Origin of the sequence: Methylomonas sp. DH-1 (assembly GCF_046097555.1) — a bacterium.
Taxonomy (GTDB): domain Bacteria; phylum Pseudomonadota; class Gammaproteobacteria; order Methylococcales; family Methylomonadaceae; genus Methylomonas; species Methylomonas koyamae.
Genome location: NZ_CP143089.1, coordinates 4,463,445 through 4,481,253, shown reverse-complemented (window position 1 = coordinate 4,481,253; position 17,809 = coordinate 4,463,445). Strand labels below are relative to the sequence as shown.

The 17,809-nt window shown below is 52.0% G+C and carries 16 protein-coding genes and 1 pseudogene; 13 read left to right on the top strand and 4 right to left on the bottom strand.

The annotated features are described in order from the left end of the window. Positions 1-17: 17 nt before the first annotated feature. The gene (locus tag VXJ35_RS20505; RefSeq protein WP_054761025.1) at positions 18-572 is read right to left on the bottom strand and encodes a C40 family peptidase; all 555 of its coding nucleotides are present in this window, start codon (positions 570-572) and stop codon (positions 18-20) included. Between the two features lie 83 nt (positions 573-655). After that, positions 656-2,605, bottom strand: a complete 1,950-nt coding sequence (locus VXJ35_RS20500) for a serine/threonine protein kinase (RefSeq protein ID WP_157198250.1) — start codon at positions 2,603-2,605, stop codon at positions 656-658. Positions 2,606-3,391: 786 nt separating this feature from the next. Here VXJ35_RS20500 and VXJ35_RS20495 point away from each other — a divergent pair. The 8 genes and pseudogenes from VXJ35_RS20495 to VXJ35_RS20460 all read left to right on the top strand — a co-directional run bounded on the left by VXJ35_RS20495 (position 3,392) and on the right by VXJ35_RS20460 (position 13,030). After that, positions 3,392-4,489: an IS5 family transposase gene (locus VXJ35_RS20495; RefSeq protein ID WP_064022980.1), complete on the top strand. Its 1,098-nt coding sequence runs from the start codon at positions 3,392-3,394 to the stop codon at positions 4,487-4,489. Positions 4,490-4,578: 89 nt separating this feature from the next. Next, positions 4,579-5,307 (top strand): annotated as a pseudogene (locus tag VXJ35_RS20490) (DUF6531 domain-containing protein); the annotation flags it as partial. Between the two features lie 702 nt (positions 5,308-6,009). Then, complete coding sequence (locus VXJ35_RS20485; RefSeq protein ID WP_231914796.1) at positions 6,010-8,940, top strand: RHS repeat-associated core domain-containing protein; 2,931 nt, start codon at positions 6,010-6,012, stop codon at positions 8,938-8,940. 342 nt (positions 8,941-9,282) lie between these two features. Continuing rightward, the gene (locus VXJ35_RS20480) at positions 9,283-9,810 is read left to right on the top strand and encodes a hypothetical protein (RefSeq protein WP_157198249.1); all 528 of its coding nucleotides are present in this window, start codon (positions 9,283-9,285) and stop codon (positions 9,808-9,810) included. Between the two features lie 207 nt (positions 9,811-10,017). Next, the gene (locus VXJ35_RS20475; protein ID WP_082881021.1) at positions 10,018-10,452 is read left to right on the top strand and encodes an RHS repeat-associated core domain-containing protein; all 435 of its coding nucleotides are present in this window, start codon (positions 10,018-10,020) and stop codon (positions 10,450-10,452) included. Between the two features lie 147 nt (positions 10,453-10,599). Then, positions 10,600-11,022: a hypothetical protein gene (locus tag VXJ35_RS20470; RefSeq protein ID WP_157198248.1), complete on the top strand. Its 423-nt coding sequence runs from the start codon at positions 10,600-10,602 to the stop codon at positions 11,020-11,022. 182 nt (positions 11,023-11,204) lie between these two features. After that, complete coding sequence (locus tag VXJ35_RS20465; protein ID WP_064022978.1) at positions 11,205-12,764, top strand: RHS repeat-associated core domain-containing protein; 1,560 nt, start codon at positions 11,205-11,207, stop codon at positions 12,762-12,764. Then, on the top strand, positions 12,764-13,030 hold the full coding sequence (locus VXJ35_RS20460) for a hypothetical protein (RefSeq protein WP_064022977.1): 267 nt from the start codon (positions 12,764-12,766) through the stop codon (positions 13,028-13,030). Before VXJ35_RS20465 ends, VXJ35_RS20460 begins: the two co-directional genes overlap by 1 nt. 51 nt (positions 13,031-13,081) lie before the next feature. Here the strand turns inward: VXJ35_RS20460 and VXJ35_RS20455 are convergent, their stop codons facing one another. Continuing rightward, complete coding sequence (locus VXJ35_RS20455; protein WP_064022976.1) at positions 13,082-13,360, bottom strand: hypothetical protein; 279 nt, start codon at positions 13,358-13,360, stop codon at positions 13,082-13,084. Positions 13,361-13,479: 119 nt separating this feature from the next. Here VXJ35_RS20455 and VXJ35_RS20450 point away from each other — a divergent pair, with 119 nt between their 5' ends. The 5 genes from VXJ35_RS20450 to VXJ35_RS20430 all read left to right on the top strand — a co-directional run bounded on the left by VXJ35_RS20450 (position 13,480) and on the right by VXJ35_RS20430 (position 16,239). After that, positions 13,480-14,223: an RHS repeat domain-containing protein gene (locus tag VXJ35_RS20450; protein WP_064022975.1), complete on the top strand. Its 744-nt coding sequence runs from the start codon at positions 13,480-13,482 to the stop codon at positions 14,221-14,223. Next, complete coding sequence (locus VXJ35_RS20445; RefSeq protein WP_157198247.1) at positions 14,198-14,701, top strand: DUF5675 family protein; 504 nt, start codon at positions 14,198-14,200, stop codon at positions 14,699-14,701. Before VXJ35_RS20450 ends, VXJ35_RS20445 begins: the two co-directional genes overlap by 26 nt. Position 14,702: 1 nt before the next feature. Continuing rightward, positions 14,703-15,278, top strand: coding sequence for a hypothetical protein (locus tag VXJ35_RS20440; protein ID WP_157198246.1), 576 nt, complete (start codon positions 14,703-14,705; stop codon positions 15,276-15,278). A gap of 105 nt (positions 15,279-15,383) precedes the next feature. Further along, entirely contained in the window at positions 15,384-15,833 is a 450-nt protein-coding gene (locus VXJ35_RS20435; RefSeq protein WP_157198245.1) for a hypothetical protein, read from the top strand. Between the two features lie 13 nt (positions 15,834-15,846). Further along, the gene (locus VXJ35_RS20430) at positions 15,847-16,239 is read left to right on the top strand and encodes a hypothetical protein (protein ID WP_157198244.1); all 393 of its coding nucleotides are present in this window, start codon (positions 15,847-15,849) and stop codon (positions 16,237-16,239) included. 163 nt (positions 16,240-16,402) lie between these two features. On the opposite strand, the gene VXJ35_RS20425 is transcribed toward VXJ35_RS20430, so the two are convergent. Then, positions 16,403-17,434 (bottom strand): IS5 family transposase, encoded by a 1,032-nt coding sequence (locus VXJ35_RS20425; RefSeq protein WP_064022973.1) that lies wholly within the window; start codon positions 17,432-17,434, stop codon positions 16,403-16,405. Positions 17,435-17,809 lie beyond the last annotated feature (375 nt).

Sequence of the window (17,809 nt, the reverse complement as noted above, 5' to 3'; positions counted from 1 at the left end):
GCCCTATGCTGCCGGGCTTAGTTGACGCCGCAGCCGGCATCGAGGCTGTTGAAGGACAAGGCTTGGCGGTTAAGCGGCCGGCGCACGCCGATGAAACGCTCGCGCCAATAGGGCTGGCGCAGGTCGGAGACCATGACCCGGCCGGTGCGGGCGCTGGGGGCATGGACAAATTGTTCGCCGCCGATATAGATGCCGACGTGGGAATAGGGCCGTTCGGTATTGAAAAACAACAGGTCGCCGGGCAGGCGCTGTTCCGGTGCCACGGCCGGCAATTGCCGGGCCAACGATTGGGTGTCGCGCGGCAGACGCAATCCCTGCCGATAGTAAACGTAATACACCAGACCGCTGCAGTCGAAGCCTTCGCTGGGCGATTCGCCGCCGTAAACGTAAGGGGCGCCCTGCAACTGCAGCGCCTCGGCCACTGCCATCCGGTTGCCGCCTTCGGTTTGCGGCAGATAAATCGGCGGCGCCTTTTCGGTGCTGGCGCAACCGGCCAGTTGGCCGAGCGCGAGCGCCAGCAGCCATGGGGCGGCTAAGCGGCAAATCCGGTAATTCGAACAAGAACTGAACATCGGCATGGTCAACGGCGTAAGCGAAGCGGGCTTAGTATAGTGGGTCCGGACGCCGCGTGCTCGCCGATTCGATCCGTCCCGGCCTACCAGGCTTCCAAAACCACGACTTTCCATTCCCGGTTGGCAATCGGATGCAAGCTAACCCAAGACGCGATGCGGCGTCCGCTGTAAGCGGCCGGGTTTTGGTAGTAGCCGACGCCGGCGTCCTGCGCGGAGATATGCCGGGCCAGCTCGCGCAATTCCGGCAGTTCGGCGTAACGCTCCTCGCGGAACAGGTTCAAGCCGATTTCGTCGCTGTCGGTATCGAACAAAATCAAGCCGTCGTCCTGGATCACCCAAATGGTTCGGTTCGCGGTTTGCAATTCCGGCGCCAACAGGGCTCCCAACAGTTCGGCGGCCTTGAAACGGCCGGAGATGAAACCGGGTACTGCCGTGCCGATTTTGACCGGTACCACCAACGTGATGGCCTGGTAGCCCTCGGGCGCCGGATAGACTCGGCTCAAGGCCGGGGCCGCGGTTTGCAGCGTCAAGCGGTTGTGTTCCAGTTGCGAGGTATCGCTGCCGATCGCTTGCCGGTATTGCGCCGGCGCGACCGCGACGATAGTCCCCGGTGCGCGGGTGGCGGCAACGCTGGTCAGGTGCGGCAGCCGGCTCAGCAAGCTGTCCAGTAACGGCGTAGAACCGGCCAATTCGGCGGCGGATTTGAAACGCGCGGCGATTTGCGCCAAGCCAGCCCGGGTATTCTCGAATTCGGCGCCGATTTTGGCGGCAATCGAGTCTGCAGTGGCCAGGTTGGCGTTGGAAATCCGGGTCACGTCGGCCAGGGCCAGTTCCGCGCGTTGCTGCTGCTGTTTAGCGACCTCGCCCTCGGCTTCGGCCAATTGCCGGGCTTGATGCGCTTCGACGCCGAATTTAAACGCCAATCCGGCGCCGGCCAGGATCGAAACCAGCACCGCCGCGGATGCGGCCAAGGCGACTTTATTGCGGGCAATGAAGCGGCGCAGCAATTCGCCGCGGGTATAGGCGTAAGCATTGACCAGGCGACCGTCGCGAAACGCGCGCAGCTCGTCGGCCAGCGCACCGGCGTCCTTGAAACGCAGGCTTTGCCGTTTGGACAGGGCCTTGTTGCAGATCGCGATCAATTCGGCCGGGGCGGCCAGTTTGGGATTGCGCGCATCCGGCATCGGCGCCGCCGCAACCAACTGCGACATGATCTGGTCGGCGTTGCCTTGCAGCGGCGGCCGGCCGTTCAGCAGGTAATACAGAATACAGCCGAGGGCGAATACGTCGGAGCGGGCATCTATCGGGCCGAACTCCGGATCGGCCTGTTCCGGCGCCATATAGGCCGGCGTGCCGAGAATGTCGCCGAATTGGGTCAGCTCGGCGTCGCCGCCTTGCTGGTGCGGCGTCGGCAGCGGGGTTTCCGCTTCGTTTTCGACTTTGGCCAAGCCCCAGTCCAGCACGATGGTTTCGCCGAAAGGCCCCAGCACAATATTGCCGGGTTTGATGTCGCGGTGCACGACGCCCTTGGAATGGGCATAGGCCAGGGCCTCGCAGACATCGATCAGCCGGTCCAGCAGGGCCAAGCGTTTGGACAGCGCGTGCTCGGCCAACGGCTCGTTGTTGCATTCTTTCAAGGCCTTGGCCAGCGTATCGCCGCGCACCAGCCGCATCACGTAATACGGCGCGCCGCTTTGTTTAACGCCGAGATCGTAGACCGGGACGATGCTCGGATGCTCCAGCCGGCCGGTAATGCGGGCTTCGCGCAGAAAACGCGCATTCAAAGCCATGTCTTCGTTGGCGGCCTGGTCCAGCATCTCCTTGATCGCTACTTCCCGGCCGATACGCTGGTCGAAGCCCAGCAACACCCGGCCGACGCCACCGGCGCCGACCGCCCCGCGCAACGAATAATCGCCGCCGTACAGGTCGTCCGCTGCCGGAGCGTCGCCCAAAGGCCGGTTTTGCCGACGGGTTTGGATAATGGTGACGTCGTCCAGCGGCAGCATACGGGTAATATCGTCTTCAGGAGCCATGGTCGCGCTTTGCAAAATTTTGACTTGGTAAGTATAGGCGGCTGGGTTGGCGGTGTTTCGCAATGGTCGGCAAAATGACGATTTTTGCTGGATTACGCGGCGGATTTGATAGGTTTAGATCGGGGTTGCGTTGTGGGTGCTTCGACAGAGGAATTGGCGGAGATGTCGGCCGAGCAGCTATCTACCTGGAGCTTAGAGTGGGGGGGGCTATCCGTAAAGGTGGCTTTAAATGGCCACCAGTCTAGTAATTAAGCGTCCTTGAAAGGCTTTGATGTATTTCTAGACCTGATCTCTTGTTTTGTTCAAAAGTAGCAGGGTTTTTCACGTATCCGATTGTTCTTTTTTTTGGACCAGCTCTCAAAAATAGCCCTTAGTCGCCAGTCTAGCGCCTATAGTTAGCGTTTACGTCTATGCTGAGGTGTCAAAACCAGGAGTTGCCAGGACTAGTTAAATTTCACATAACCAATTGTCGCGTTATTTGGACTTTAACGGTAATGACTGGCTCAACCTAATCACCGCTATTTATCTTGAGCAAGGCCTTGCCATGCCGAGGAACACAAACATTTGATTAAGGATCTTGCCATGGGTTTTCGGCTGTTATTGACTTGGTATCGGGATTTATATACAAACTGGGTACGGTATTTATATCCTCTCCCACCTAAATTGGAAGGGCCTAAACAGCGCAAGCAGTTAGCAGGCTGGTGAAAAACTCGAAAAGCCAAGTAGGCTAAGGCATAGATGAGCCGCCAACTGTTAAAATAGGCTACCTAAATTTGGAGCCTTTCAATGCGCGGACACGATGCCATTCAAAGTAGCTGGTTCAGCTACGTTAGCCTGGAAGAACGTATTCCCAAACAGCATCCGTTGCGTCGTTTACGTCTACTCGTCGATGGCGTATTGACCTCTATGAATGCCGTCTTTGCCGAGCGTTACTCGCACACTGGCCGCCCGTCGATTGCGCCCGAAAAACTGCTGCGCGCCTTGCTGTTGCAAGTGCTGTACACCGTTCGTAGCGAACGCCAGTTGATGGAACAGCTGGACTACAACCTGCTGTTTCGCTGGTTTGTCGGTCTGGGCATCGACGATGCTGTCTGGGAACGCAGCGTGTTCAGCGCCAACCGCGAACGGCTGCTGTCCGAAGCGCTGAGTCGCGAATTTTTTGAGCGGGTACTGGCCATAGCCGAATGGCAAAACCTGGTGTCCGACGAACACTTCAGTGTCGACGGCAGCCTCATTGAAGCCTGGGCCTCGCACAAAAGCTTCGTTAAGAAAGACGGCAGCGGCCCGGACAAACCCGCCGGCCGCAATCCCGAGGTCGACTTCAGCGGCGAAAAGCGCAGCAACGCCACCCACCAAAGCACGACAGACCCGGAAGCGCGGCTCTACAAGAAAGGCGAATACACCGAGGCCAAACTGCGTTACATCACCCATGCCTTGTCCGAGAATCGCAACGGCCTGATTGTCGATGTCGAAACCACCCAAGCCACCGGCACCGCCGAAATCGAAGCCGCGCAAACAATGATCAAACGCCGTGTGCCCAAAGGCGGTAGCGTCGGTGCCGACAAAGGCTATGACCAACCGGCTTTCGTCAACGGACTCAAGGCGCAAGACATCAAAGCCCATGTGGCCCGGAAAAAGACCGGCAGTGCCGTCGATGGCCGCACCGCGCGCGGCAAAGGTTGCGCCCAAAGCCTCAAGCGCCGCAAAATCGTCGAAGAAGCCTTTGGCTGGGTCAAAACGGTCGGCGGCCTGCGCAAAACCCGTCACATCGGCTTAGCCAAAGTCGCTGGCCAAGCCTTGTTTTGCTTCGCCGCCTACAACCTGACGCACTTGCTCAACCTATTGGTGTTCACGCCGAAACCGGCGTGGAGTGCGCCCACCTAGGGTGAAGTACGCCTGAAAACCGTCCACAGACGGCTTCAGGCGAATAAAAAGCCCTTGAAACAGGGGCAAAACGCTTGAAACTCGATGTCATGACCGATTTCAACACGAAAAAATCACGGCAACCGTGGGTAAGGGGAAATATCAGTGGGTTTTTCACCAGCCTGTTAGATTCAAAATTAATTAGGTCTGATCGAATCGGTCTCAAAGCTCTGTGTTTTCTGGTAATTGTCAATCTGTTTGGTGTAGGACAAGCTGTTAAAGCAACTCCATCCGCTTGCACTATGATCCAATTACAAGCTTTTCAAGCCCAGTGCGACCAAGCTGGAGCTTACGTTAAATCCCTGGAAACCAATTGTGTTGCTTCTAGCGGAAGCCATTGGGGATGCGGGTTCTATCCACTACCTTCAGAGGTCAGACCCACCCCAGATGGATTCGGATGTTTTATCACATGGATAGAGTCGCCTTCTCATGCTGAAGGGACGTCTTACGACACGTCCACTGGTATATCCTCAACTTTGGCATGTACCGTCGCCCCCAGCTTGCCATCGTCAATCAAAAACAGAGGTCAAAGCTGCATTGATACCTCGTATCCCATCAACATTGCTTTGGGCAACAAACACTTGCATGAAGTGGACTTTGTTGGCCAAGGAGCTTTTCCACTGAACATAGAACGAACGTATAACAGTAATACCTTACGAAGCTCTACGTTCGGGGCTGGTTGGAATGGTTTATGGGGGCGTAGTATTTTTGTGTCGACCAATGGCGGCAGTGGCTCTGGACTCATTAGCGTTGTCACACTTACCCGAGAAGATGGTAAGCAATTTCAGTTCACGCAAACAGGAGCAAATACCGATTGGATCAAAGATGGAGACGTGAATGGCAACCTGGCCCAAGTCTTTACAGCGGCGGGAGTGGCAAATGGCTGGACTTATGTCAATGATCAGGATCAGACAGAACACTATGATGTCGATGGAAACCTGATAACGCTGGTCGCTCGTTCTGGGTACACTCAAACCATGACCTATAGTAACAGTACTACTTCCGCAAGTATCGCAAGCGTTCCCAGGTTGCTAATCAAAGTGAGCGACACTTTCGGGCGCAGCCTAGATTTCACCTATGATGCCTTTAACCGTACTAGCACCATTTCCAATACTGCCAATGAGCTGTATAGATATACTTACGATACAAATAATAACCTCAAATCTATCACTTATCCCGATGGCAAGGTAAAAACGTATTTCTATGGCGAACCCGCTTACATCTCGGCAACCCCGAACGGTGGTGTCAAATTCGCTAACCGTTTAACCGGCATTGTAGACGAAAACAATAGCCGTTTTGCTTCCTATCGTTATGATGCGGCAGGACGTGCATATGATGAGCAACTGGCTCCCAATCTGAATGTAAATACCGAGCACAACCACTTAACCTATAATTTGGCAGCCAACGGTAACCCCAACAGTACAGTACTGAAAGATGCACTCGGCACTGTTCGTCAATATAACTTCACTACCATATTGGGTGTGGTCAAAAGTACTGGCAACAGCCAACCCGCAGGTGCCGGTTGCGCAGCTTCCGCCAGTAACATCGGCTACGACGCCAACGGCAACCTTGCCAGCCAAACCGACTTCAACGGCAACCTGAGCTGTTACGCTTACGACCTGAGCCGCAATCTGGAGACTGTGCGCCTCGAAGGTTTGCCGCCGGGCTCGAGCTGTCCGGCCAACCTGGCCGGCCATACTCCGGCCGCCGGCAGCAATGTCCGCAAAATCGTCAGCCAATGGCACGCCAATTACCGGTTGCCCACCCAAATCGACGAAGCCGGCCGCCGCATAACCTTCAGTTACGACGCCGGCGGCAACCTGCTGAACAAAACCGTCACCGATACCGCGACCCAGCAAAGCCGGACCTGGACCTATACCTACAACAGCTTGGGCCAAATCCTGACCGCCGACGGCCCGCGCACCGACGTTAACGACGTCACCGCCTACCGCTATTACACCGATACCACAGCCGGCCACCATGTCGGCGACCTGTGGCAGATCAGCAATGCCCTTGGCCACACCACCAACTTTAACAGCTACGATGCCAACGGCCGCCTGCTCGGCCTGACCGGCCCTAACGGTTTGGCGGTTGGATTCAGCTACGATGCCCGCGGTCGGCTGACGCAAAAAAACGTCGGCGGCAACATCACCCGCTATGACTACGATCCGGTCGGCAATTTGACAAAAGTGACTCAACCCAGCGGCGTGTTTTTCAGCTACACCTACGACGCCGCCCACCGCCTGACCGACATTACCGACGCCCTGGGCGGCAAGATTCATTACACCCTGGATGCCATGGGCAACCGTACCCAGGAACAGATACTCGACAGCAGCGGTACTGTGGTAAAAAGCCATCGCCGCGTCTACGATGCTCTTAACCGCCTGGCCCAGGACATCGGCGCCTACAACCAAACCACTAGCTACGCCTACGACGCCAACGGCAACCTGACTCAAACCACCGACGCTGCCGGCAACGTCAGCCAGCGCCAATACGACAGCCTGGACCGGCTGATCCGCAGCACCGACGCGTTGAACGGCCAGACCGATTACTACTACGACGCGCAGGACCGCTTGACCCAAGTCACCGACGCCGCCGGCCACAACACCGAATACCGCTACAACGGCCTGGGCGACCTGACCCGCCTCGACAGCCCCAACACCGGCGCGACGCAATACGCCTACGACGCCGCCGGCAACCTGGCCCAAACCACCGACGCCGCCGACGTCACGGCCACCTACCGCTACGACGCCCTCAACCGCCTGCTCGGTATCGATTATTCCGGCAGCGAGGCCGACGCCGAATACGGTTACGACGGTAGCGCCGGCAATATCGCGGGTCAACAGGGCCGGTTGACCGATGCCCGCCGCGGCGACATCGCCACCCGCCACCAATTCGACCTGCGCGGCAACCTGCTTACCGCCACGGTGCGCAAACCTTCCAATAACAGCGTACTCAGCGAGCTGGCTTTTGGTTACGATGCCGACGACCGTATCGTGCAAACTCAGCCCGGCAGCGGCCGCCGCCTGCAATACGCATACGACGCCGCCGGACAAGTCCGTCGCATCCAAGTCGCCGACACCGTGTCCGGCACCACCACCACCCGGCTGCTGGCGGACAACATCGTCCACCTGCCGTTCGGCCCGGTCGCCGGCCTGACCTACGGCAACGGCCTGAGCGACAGCCGCCAATTCGACCAGGATTACCGCCTGACCCGGCAGACCGTCGGTAACTTGTTCCGCCAGCAATACGGCTACGACAGCCTCGGCAACATGACGTTGAGCAACGACGAAACCGCCAGTCTGGCCCGACAAAATTACACCTACGACGCCGTCGGCGAACTAACTGCCCTGAACCATGCCAACCCGCTGCAAAATCAAAGCTACCAGTACGATGCGGTCGGTAACCGCACCCGGCAGTCCAGCCCTAGCGGCGGCACGGCGGATTATCGGTACGATCCGGACAGTCAGCAATTGTTGGGGACGGTGATGGGCGCTCCCGCGACCGGCCAACAACTCAACCACTTCCGGAGCGACGCCCGCGGCGCAATCGACCGCTCGCAAACCGAACTGAAGTCGGCCTTCTGGAATGTGCTCAGCACGCCGGTCGATTACGTTTCCGCCGCAGACCAGCGGTTGGTGCAAATCAACAGCGGTAGCAGCCTGCTGGCCGGCTATGCCTACGACGGCTTCGGTCGCCGGGTCGGCAAAACCCGGCCGGGCAAGCCGCTGCACACCTTCGCCTACGCCGGTAGCCAGCTACTGGCGGAAAACGCCGGCACGCCCAGCCACTACGCCTACCTGGACGGCCAAGCGCTGGCCCGCATCGACGGCAGCGCGGCCAACAGCCCGATCTACTACTTTCACAACCACTCGCTGGGTGTGCCGCTGAAAGCCAGCAACGCTGCCGGGCAAACCGTCTGGGCCGCCCAGCTCCAACCCTTTGGCCTGATGCAGACCACCACGAACGTCATCAGCCAGAACTTGCGCTTCCCCGGCCAGTACTTCGACGCCGAATCCGGCCTGCACTACAATATGGCTCGTTATTACTCGCCCGAACTCGGCCGCTATCTGCAATCGGACCCGATTGGGTTGGCGGGGGGGATTAATACTTATACCTATGTTCGGAATAATCCGGTCAATGCGGTGGATCCGTTTGGCTTGTATGAATTTAGTCCAACTTGTAAACAGAAACAAAAAACTCAAATCGACCAAGCGTGTCCAGTGGTCCAACATAAAGCTGATATAGCGGGAGTTGGCAAAACCTTTTCTGAGATTTTGGAAAAAACCACCTTCAATTGTTCATCCCCAAATGAAAAATTTGATTCAGATTGTGGCGTGAACCACAACAACACCATATATTTGATAAATGGGTTTAATAAAAAACTTTGCGGTTCACTAGCAGGTTGGTGAAAAACCATATTCCAGCCACTAATTTAGCTAGAAGAAGCCTTTATTTAGTGCTGAATCAATCTTGTAGTACTAAATATAGGTCTGATTGGTTGCAAAAAAGAGTTTTTCACCAACCTGCTAGAGCGCGTGATTGGACATGAAGTCTCTCATAGCCCGCCTTTTAATTATAACGAGGACTCGGCATTTATCTTTGAATATGCATTATTTGGAGGAAAACCGGTCAATCCAGACTGGTTTAGGAAAGAATATTATGATCATGTAGCAGACAAAGAAATGTTTAATCGTTATGACGATTTTTATTACAACATGTATTTACCTTATCTAAAATGATATGACTAAAAGATGAAAACCATTCTTTTTGTTATTTTAAGTTCCTACTTAAGCGTGGCTATTGCTAGGACACGTCCTCACGAAACTGAACAAGAAGTCTTAAATAGAGTGGCTGTAAAAACAGATACAATATTTAAGGGGCGGGTATTGCGAACAAAAACAATCCCAAACGGCATTGTTTATTCCGATGGGGATAATTCTAATGCAGCGGTCATAGAAGTTGAAATTTTGGAAGTTTATCGGGGTAATCTTCATCAAAACAATAAACAAGTACTGTGTACTTGGACTTCGCAAAGACCAGACCCAGCAATTAGTTTTCCTAAAGGTGAAGATCAAATGTTTTTTGGGGTCATGGGAGAAAGTGGCGTTATTTTAATACCTAACTTATACGGCTATTTTCTACTTGAGGTTGAAAATGAATCAAGGCTTTACAAGGCACTAAAATTAAAGACAGAAATATCCAAAGACTTATTTTTATCTGAAAATCCAGAAAATAAATTAATCCGTAACGCTTGCTATGAGCCAATAAAATGGGAATAACTATCTCGTTCCTTGGCCTGTTTTCTCCATAAAGACCGTAAGGTGAATTCGCCGCTAGGCAAGGCCGTAAGGCGGATTCGGAGCGGTAGCGACAATCCGCCAAAACCTCGAAACCACTCGGCGTTTTGCTATCGTGAAAACGCCCTACGGCCGTATAGCCCGCGTAGCTCCGATTAGCGAAGTGTAATCGGAGGAACGAGGTCAAACATGCGTCCGATTACGCTATCGCTAATCGGACCTACGGGCTACAATATTGCCCGTTACTACTCGCCCGAACTCGGCCGCTATCTGCAATCGGACCCGATTGGGTTGGCGGGGGGGATTAATACCTATGCGTATGTTGGTAACAATCCATTAAATTACATCGATTCGCTAGGATTAAGGCCAAATGTCGATACTTATCGTTCGCCTGATGAAGCTGCTGTTGTAGCATTGTTGGAAATCAATGCTCAATCTATATCAGAAAATAGAGAATATAGCGGATCAGTTTATCAGATAGAGGGGGAAAACGTTTATAGGTATACAGAAACATTGCCAGGAACAAAAGATAGCTCACCTTTATTGCATGATGTACCTGGTAACAATGAATATGCGATCGTAGAGCTTTTCCATACGCACGCAGGGTTTGTCCAGATTTTATAGTTAATGGGGAGAATAGAAATAATATATTTTCTCCAGAAGACATGAAAATATCAACAGACATTCGCAAGCCTAATGTCATGATAAATCCTGATTGGAATATTCAAAAATTTGATCCCAAAAAACCAAAATATGGAAGGAGGGGCATAAATGTCCCGTTTTGCAAAAAATAAGATATTTATTTTATTTATAAGCGTGCCTTTATTTTTCTCAGCTGCAATATGTTCGCCTAGATTTGTTGAGATTAGCGATGTAATGAGTGAGCAGCTTAACAAAAATGAATTAGCAGCTTATGCTCTTGCATTTGGTTTATTTTCCGACCGCATACGCAATGATTATATAGGAGAAGATATACAAAAATATGGTGAAAACAGCTATTCAGTATATGCTGCTAATAAAAATAATTATACTGTTGCAGTAGAAAGATCAAATAAATGGCCTGATAAGTTTTGGGTAGAATTTAGGCTAAAACCGAGCGAAAGGTTTGGTTTTATTATGGGGAGTGGTGGTGTTTTAAGATATTTGGTGGATATTAATAAAAATAGTGCCGAGCTTAAAACAAAATACAAATAAGGCCGTAAGGCGGATTCGGAGCGGTAGCGACAATCCGCCAAAACCTCGAGCCTCCGGCGTTTTGCTATCGCGAAAACGCCCTAACAGGTTGGTGAAAAACTCTTTTTTGCAACCAATCAGACCTATATTTAGTACTACAAGATTGATTCAGCACTAAATAAAGGCTTCTTCTAGCTAAATTAGTGGCTGGAATATGGTTTTTCACCAACCTGCTAAGGTCCTACGGCAACGGCCTGAGCGACAGCCGCCAATACGATCTGGATTACCGCCTGACCCGGCAGACCGCCGGCAACCTGTTCCGCCAGCAATACGACTACGACAGCCTGGGTAACATGACCTTGAGCAACGACGAAACCGCCAGCTTGGCCCAACAAAATTACACCTACGACGCCGTCGGCGAACTAACCGCTCTGAACCATGCCAACCCATTGCAAAACCAGAGCTACCAATACGATACGGTCGGTAACCGTACCCGGCAGTACAGCCCTAGCGGCGGCACGGCGGATTATCGGTACGATCCGGACAGCCAGCAATTGTTGGGGACGGCGATGGGCAGCCCTGCGACCGGCCAACAACTCAACCACTTCCGGAGCGACGCCCGCGGCGCAATCGACCGCTCGCAAACCGAACTGAAATCGTCTTACTGGAATGTGTTCAGCACGCCGGTCGATTACGTTTACGGCGCAGACCAGCGCTTGGTGCAGATCAACAGCGGCGGCAGCCTGCTGGCCGGCTACGCCTACGACGCCTTCGGCCGCCGGGTCGGCAAAACCCGGCCGGGCAAGCCGTTGCACACCTTCGCCTACGCCGGCAGCCAGCTACTGGCCGAAAACGCCGGTACCCCCAGCCACTACGCCTACCTGGACGGCCAAGCGCTGGTTCGCATCGACGGCAGCGCCGCCAACAGCCCGATCTACTACTTTCACAACCACCCGCTGGGCGTGCCGCTGAAAGCCAGCAACGCTGCCGGGCAAACCGTCTGGGCCGCCCAACTCCAACCCTTCGGCCTGATGCAGACCACCACGAACGCCACCAGCCAAAACCTGCGCTTCCCCGGCCAGTACTTCGACGCCGAATCCGGCCTGCACTACAATATGGCTCGTTATTACTCGCCCGAACTCGGCCGCTATCTGCAATCGGACCCGATTGGGTTGGCGGGGGGGATTAATACGTATACCTATGTTCGGAATAACCCGCTAAACCGCATTGATCCTGAAGGACTTGAGGATAGTGGACTTAATCAAATCTGCGCTCCAAATGGACAAGGCACTACTTGCACGACTGGAATGCGTCCACCGCCTGAAGGAACCCCTATCAATGGTCCATTGAGTCCTGTCGGTATAGCAGCAACTGCTGCTGAAGCAGGATTAGCGGCTTGTCCGGTTGGACGCGGTGTTGGATTATCAAAAAGCTCGGATCGTCTACTTTGGGGGTCATGGAAGGACTATCAAAAAATCAGTGCTAATGGTTGTGAATACGCTCAAGTTGGTGATCGATTGTATACTCGGCATGCTGTTGATCGTATGCAGCCTGGTGGCTTGGGTACTCCCGCTGGTGGTGATGGTCCAGGTAGAAGTTTTTCACCAAATTTGATAGATGAAGTAATTAGTAACGGTTCATCTAGGTCAGTAACAGTAAACGGGGTTGAGAGAACAATTTACTCATCTGGTACGGCTGAAGTCGTTACTGAGCAAGGCGGCCGAATAGTTATAACGGTGAATCCATTTCGAGGGGGACAGTAATGTCATTGTATCCCGATGTGATTCAACAGCTATTAGTGTCAAGCAATCGCTACAAACATGGTGAAATTACCCTAGATAGTTATAAATCAGAGATTTGGTCTGCGGTTGGTAAAATTATTGCAATCGAGGAAAAAGAGTTAAGGGCGTTTTTGCAAGCCGCTGAAGCTGAACTCGATTCAATTCAGTACACCACTGACGATAGCAAAATATTCAATTCAACTTTAGTCATTGTTGAGCGTATAGAAGAAAGGTTACTTTGTTCTTGAATAAAAAGGCCATAAGGCGGAACCGGCCACAGGTTCCGCCATCCGCTGACTTTACATCCGCAAGGACGGCCTTTGCCGTCCTCTGTCCACCACCAAGGTTCTCACGTTGCCCGCCGGACTGCTGGACTCCAAAGGCCCAATATCGCTAACTGCCGCATCCTCTCCCAGCTGCTGCCGTTTCTCAAGCTCCAAGGTCTCGATCTCGCGTTGTAACGCCTCTTTTTTTATCATTAAGAGAGCGCTATCCGCTGCAAGGTTAGCGAAGTCCTGATCTACATTGACGCCATACTGCGCTTGAAGTTGTCGTTGCCGTTTTTGGTGGTACAGCATGAACTCGCGCTCGATCTGCGCTTTCGCTTGGCCGAGCTTTTCGATAGCCCGCGTAGCTCCCGATTAGCGAAGCGTAATCGGAGGAACGAAAGCTAACCGCCCTGAACCATGCCAACCCAATGCAAAACCAGAGCTACCAATACGATGCGGTCGGTAACCGTACCCGGCAGGCCAGCCCTAGCGGCGGCACGGCGGATTATCGGTACGATCCGGACAGCCAGCAATTGTTGGGGACGGTGATGGGCGTTCCCGCGACCGGCCAACAACTCAACCACTTCCGGAGCGACGCCCGCGGCGCAATCGACCGCTCGCAAACCGAACTGAAATCGGCCTTCTGGAATGTGCTCAGCACGCCGATCAATTACGTTTATGCCGCAGATCAGCGTTTGGTGCAAATCAACAGCGGCAGCAGCCTGCTGGCCGGCTATGCCTACGACGCCTTCGGTCGCCGGGTCGGCAAAATCCGGCCGGGCAAGCCGTCGCACACCTTCGCCTACGCCGGCAGCCAGCTACTGGCTGAAAACGCCGGTACCCCCAGCCACTACGCCTACCTGGACGGCCAAGCGCTGGCTCGCATCGACGGCAGCGCCGCCAACAGCCCGATCTACTACTTTCACAACCACCCGCTGGGCGTGCCGCTAAAAGCCAGCAACACCGCCGGGCAAACCGTCTGGGCTGCCCAACTCCAACCCTTCGGCCTGATGCAAACCACCACGAACGCCATCAGCCAAAACCTGCGCTTCCCCGGCCAGTACTTCGACGCCGAATCCGGCCTGCACTACAATATGGCTCGTTACTACTCGCCCGAACTCGGCCGCTATCTGCAATCGGACCCGATTGGGTTGGCGGGGGGGGGGGATTAATACTTATGCCTATGTTTTAAATAACCCGTTACGATATATCGATCCGCTCGGTCTTGACGTAACAATTAATATAAATAGGACGACCTATACACCAACATCAATCGTTGGGACAATTGATGTTTCAAGTACGGTTACAAATCAAACTTTTTCTGGTAACACACTGGAGAATGCTGCACCACCAAATCAAAACTTACCTGTTCCGGCAGGAATATACTCAGCGTCTGTCAGAACTGATTACACGCCTAACAGAATACAACTAAACAATGTTCCACTGGCATCCGGAGTTCAAATACATAAAGGAAATACCTCTAACGATGTTGTAGGGTGCTTTGCAGCAGGAACATCTACTTCACCAAATTTTGTTGGTGGTAGCGGTAATGCTATGAATCAAATCAATAACATAATTTCTGCGGATGGAACGGGAAACATTACTGTAATCGTCAATGGTGCAACATCAGCACCAACATCGGGGCAATAAAATGAAAATACTTTTGATGGTTTTATTGCTTATTACATCATTAAATAACTGCTCAAATGAGATTGTTCATGGTTCGGTTTGGGATAATTTTCTAACCAATCCGAACAAAAATGCATTTCATAAATTAAATCCCTTGGTTGCAAATGTGACGGAACAATGTAGCCAAATATATTTGCCAAGTGATTATCAATTGAAACAATTGTTTAACCTTGTCCGGCAAGGAAATTTATTTGCATTGCGAATCGGAGTTTTAATTTTCAAATGTATTGGAACCGGTGAGCAAGAAGATTTTTTTCGTAGCACTGGCAGTTTTTTTGAAAAAGAACCAAAGTTGTTTCTAATGACGATAAAAAATAATGCTGTTGACGAGCAGAATTTGCGTTATATGGTTACGATGACTCCAATTGACTTGGTTGATGATCTCGATGCACAGATTTCTGTAATTAAGTATCGCATTGATTTGCTTGGAAAAATAAAAATAAAACCAGCTATAAATGAAACTACGACAGCCGTATCAACATCATTAGAAAGTAGACTACAGGACTTTGAAAAAATAAAAGCTGATCAAGCAAAGTAGAGTGGTTTTGAAGGGGGCATTAATACCTATGCCTATGTAAATAACAATCCATTGAAATGGACTGATCCAAGTGGGTTAAGACCGCCAGCTCAAGGCGAGACGGCGATGTTAAATCCTGTTTTCGGTAATGCCGTTGATTACGGATTAATTGATATTAACTCAGGCGCCGGTATTGATCCGCGCACTTATGAGCCAATCGCTACAAACAATGCTGTGACTTTAGAGAACTCTATTTATTTTCCTTCAGATGGTTATCAATCAGATTTTTCTACAGCAAATTTACAGTCTCAAGCATGGTTGGTTCATGAAGTAGGTCATATATATCAATATAAAAATAACCCTGACTATAGCTGGGTGGAAGCTGTTGCCGAAGGCTTAAGAAGTGATACATATAAATATTCGCTTAATCCTGGAATGTCTTTTGATGATTATCGTTATGAACAGCAAGCCAGGATTTTGCAAGATTATTATATTGCTATGAAGCGAAATTCATCCTCTTTGGGTCAGTTTCAAAAAATACTGAATCCAAAAGGTTTCGGTATGTGTGCTAAATGATTTGAATTTACTCATGAAAAAAATATTGCACTTTATATTCTGGATTGTTTTCTTTTTTTCGGTTACTGGCTTTTCGTCAACATTTAATATTGTTGTGAATACTCAGTCTGAACAGCCTTCATTTGTGCTTGAAAAGCGAAATCCAATTACAGGACTTGCAAGCTCAGTTGAAATAAATAGTTTTGTAATTGTAGAAAAGAAGAATGGAAATTGGGATGAGATAAATCCTCTTTGGGCATTTGAGCTTGAGCCTGGAAAGGATTTAGAAGTTAAACAATTTAAATACGGAGAAGCTCCAGCAGGATTTTATGAAAGAGTAAAGGGAGCCTCTAACAGGTTGGTGAAAAACTCTTTTTTGCAACCAATCAGACCTATATTTAGTACTACAAGATTGATTCAGCACTAAATAAAGGCTTCTTCTAGCTAAATTAGTGGCTGGAATATGGTTTTTCACCAACCTGCTAAAAATCCACGATTAATCAGATTCGGGGCGTAAAACGTGCTCGAAAGCTGGCATTTCCAAGCGGACTACCTTCAACTCGAAGCCTTTTCAGCTCCGATGGGCGGCATCAAGACGCAGCTACCCTGCGAATGGCGCAAAAACGTCGCATGTTGTACACCAGATTCATGAAGCCGATACGTACTTCGGCGCGGGCTAGGCCAATGCAACGGATCGCCTTACCGCCCCATTGCGCCATCCAGGCAAACACGTGCTCGACCCGGCAACGGGTTTTGGAGCGGGTACTGTTGCCTTGTTTTTCCCGGTCAGTCAGCGGTTTGCCGCGCACCCCTTTGCGGTGAATCCGGCTGCGGTAGCCTTGGACTTTTAACAGTTCTTCCACCGCTTCGGAACGATAGGCACTGTCGGCCCACACATCCCGGCTGGTGTTGCCGCTATCAAGCAAGCCGTTCAGGGCTTGGGAGTCGTGGACGCTGGCATCGGTGACCGTGTATTTGCGCACTAACTTGTGGGCATTATCAACGTTGACGTGGTTCTTGTACCCGTAATAGCTCTTGTCGCCTTTCTTGGTCCAGCGCGCATCGGTATCCTTCTGACTGCGTTTGGAGGCTGACCAGTCTTCGACGGTTTCGCCAGCTTTAATCCGGGCGTTCTCGTCCGGCGTATTACGCTGCACCGGCACCTTGACGAAGCTGGCGTCAATCAGTTGACCCTTGCGGGCGATCAGGCCGGCACGGTCCAATTGTCGGTTGAATTCGTTGAATAACGTCTCGGTGAGTTTCAGTTCTTTGAGTGACTCACGAAATAGCCAGAAACTGTTGCGATCCGGCGCGTGCTTGGCATCCGACAACCCAATAAATCGCTGAAAACTGCGCCGGTCTTCGATTTGGAACTCCAGTTGCTCGTCACTCAGATTGTAGAGACTGCCAATGACCAACGCTTTGAACATCAACACCCCATCCCAAGGCTTACGCCCGGCAGACGATTTGCGGACTTTGTGACGCACTTGATCCAGCAAAGGACGGAACGCTTCCCAATCCACTTGCGCGTCCAATTCCAACAACGGATTGCCCAGCCGATCGATCCGACGATCTCGATGTTCAAACAGGGAACCGAAAAGGTCGTCTTGTGCCACCGTCATCTCTGCTCTCCAAAGGTCTTTAGCTCCGACTCATTTTACTCGCCGGGCGCAATTTTTAGAGGTTCCCTAAAGGCAAAAAAGCTTTTATCTGGCGTTAAATATTTGGCTGAGTCATTTGGTTCCGGCATGGGGGCATCAATTGAATTTACGATGCCATAAAGGCTAGCTGGGGGCGTTAATACTTACACCTATGTGGGGAATAATCCTGCCCGCGTAGCTCCGATTAGCGAAGTGTAATCGGAGGAACGAGGTCAAACATGCGTCCGAATACGCTATCGCTAATCGGACCTACGGGCCTGTCCATAGGCATTGAACAGCCTCCGCGCCGTTTATTGCGAATCGCCCGCCGCTATTTTGCGGCCATGCACCTGCCGG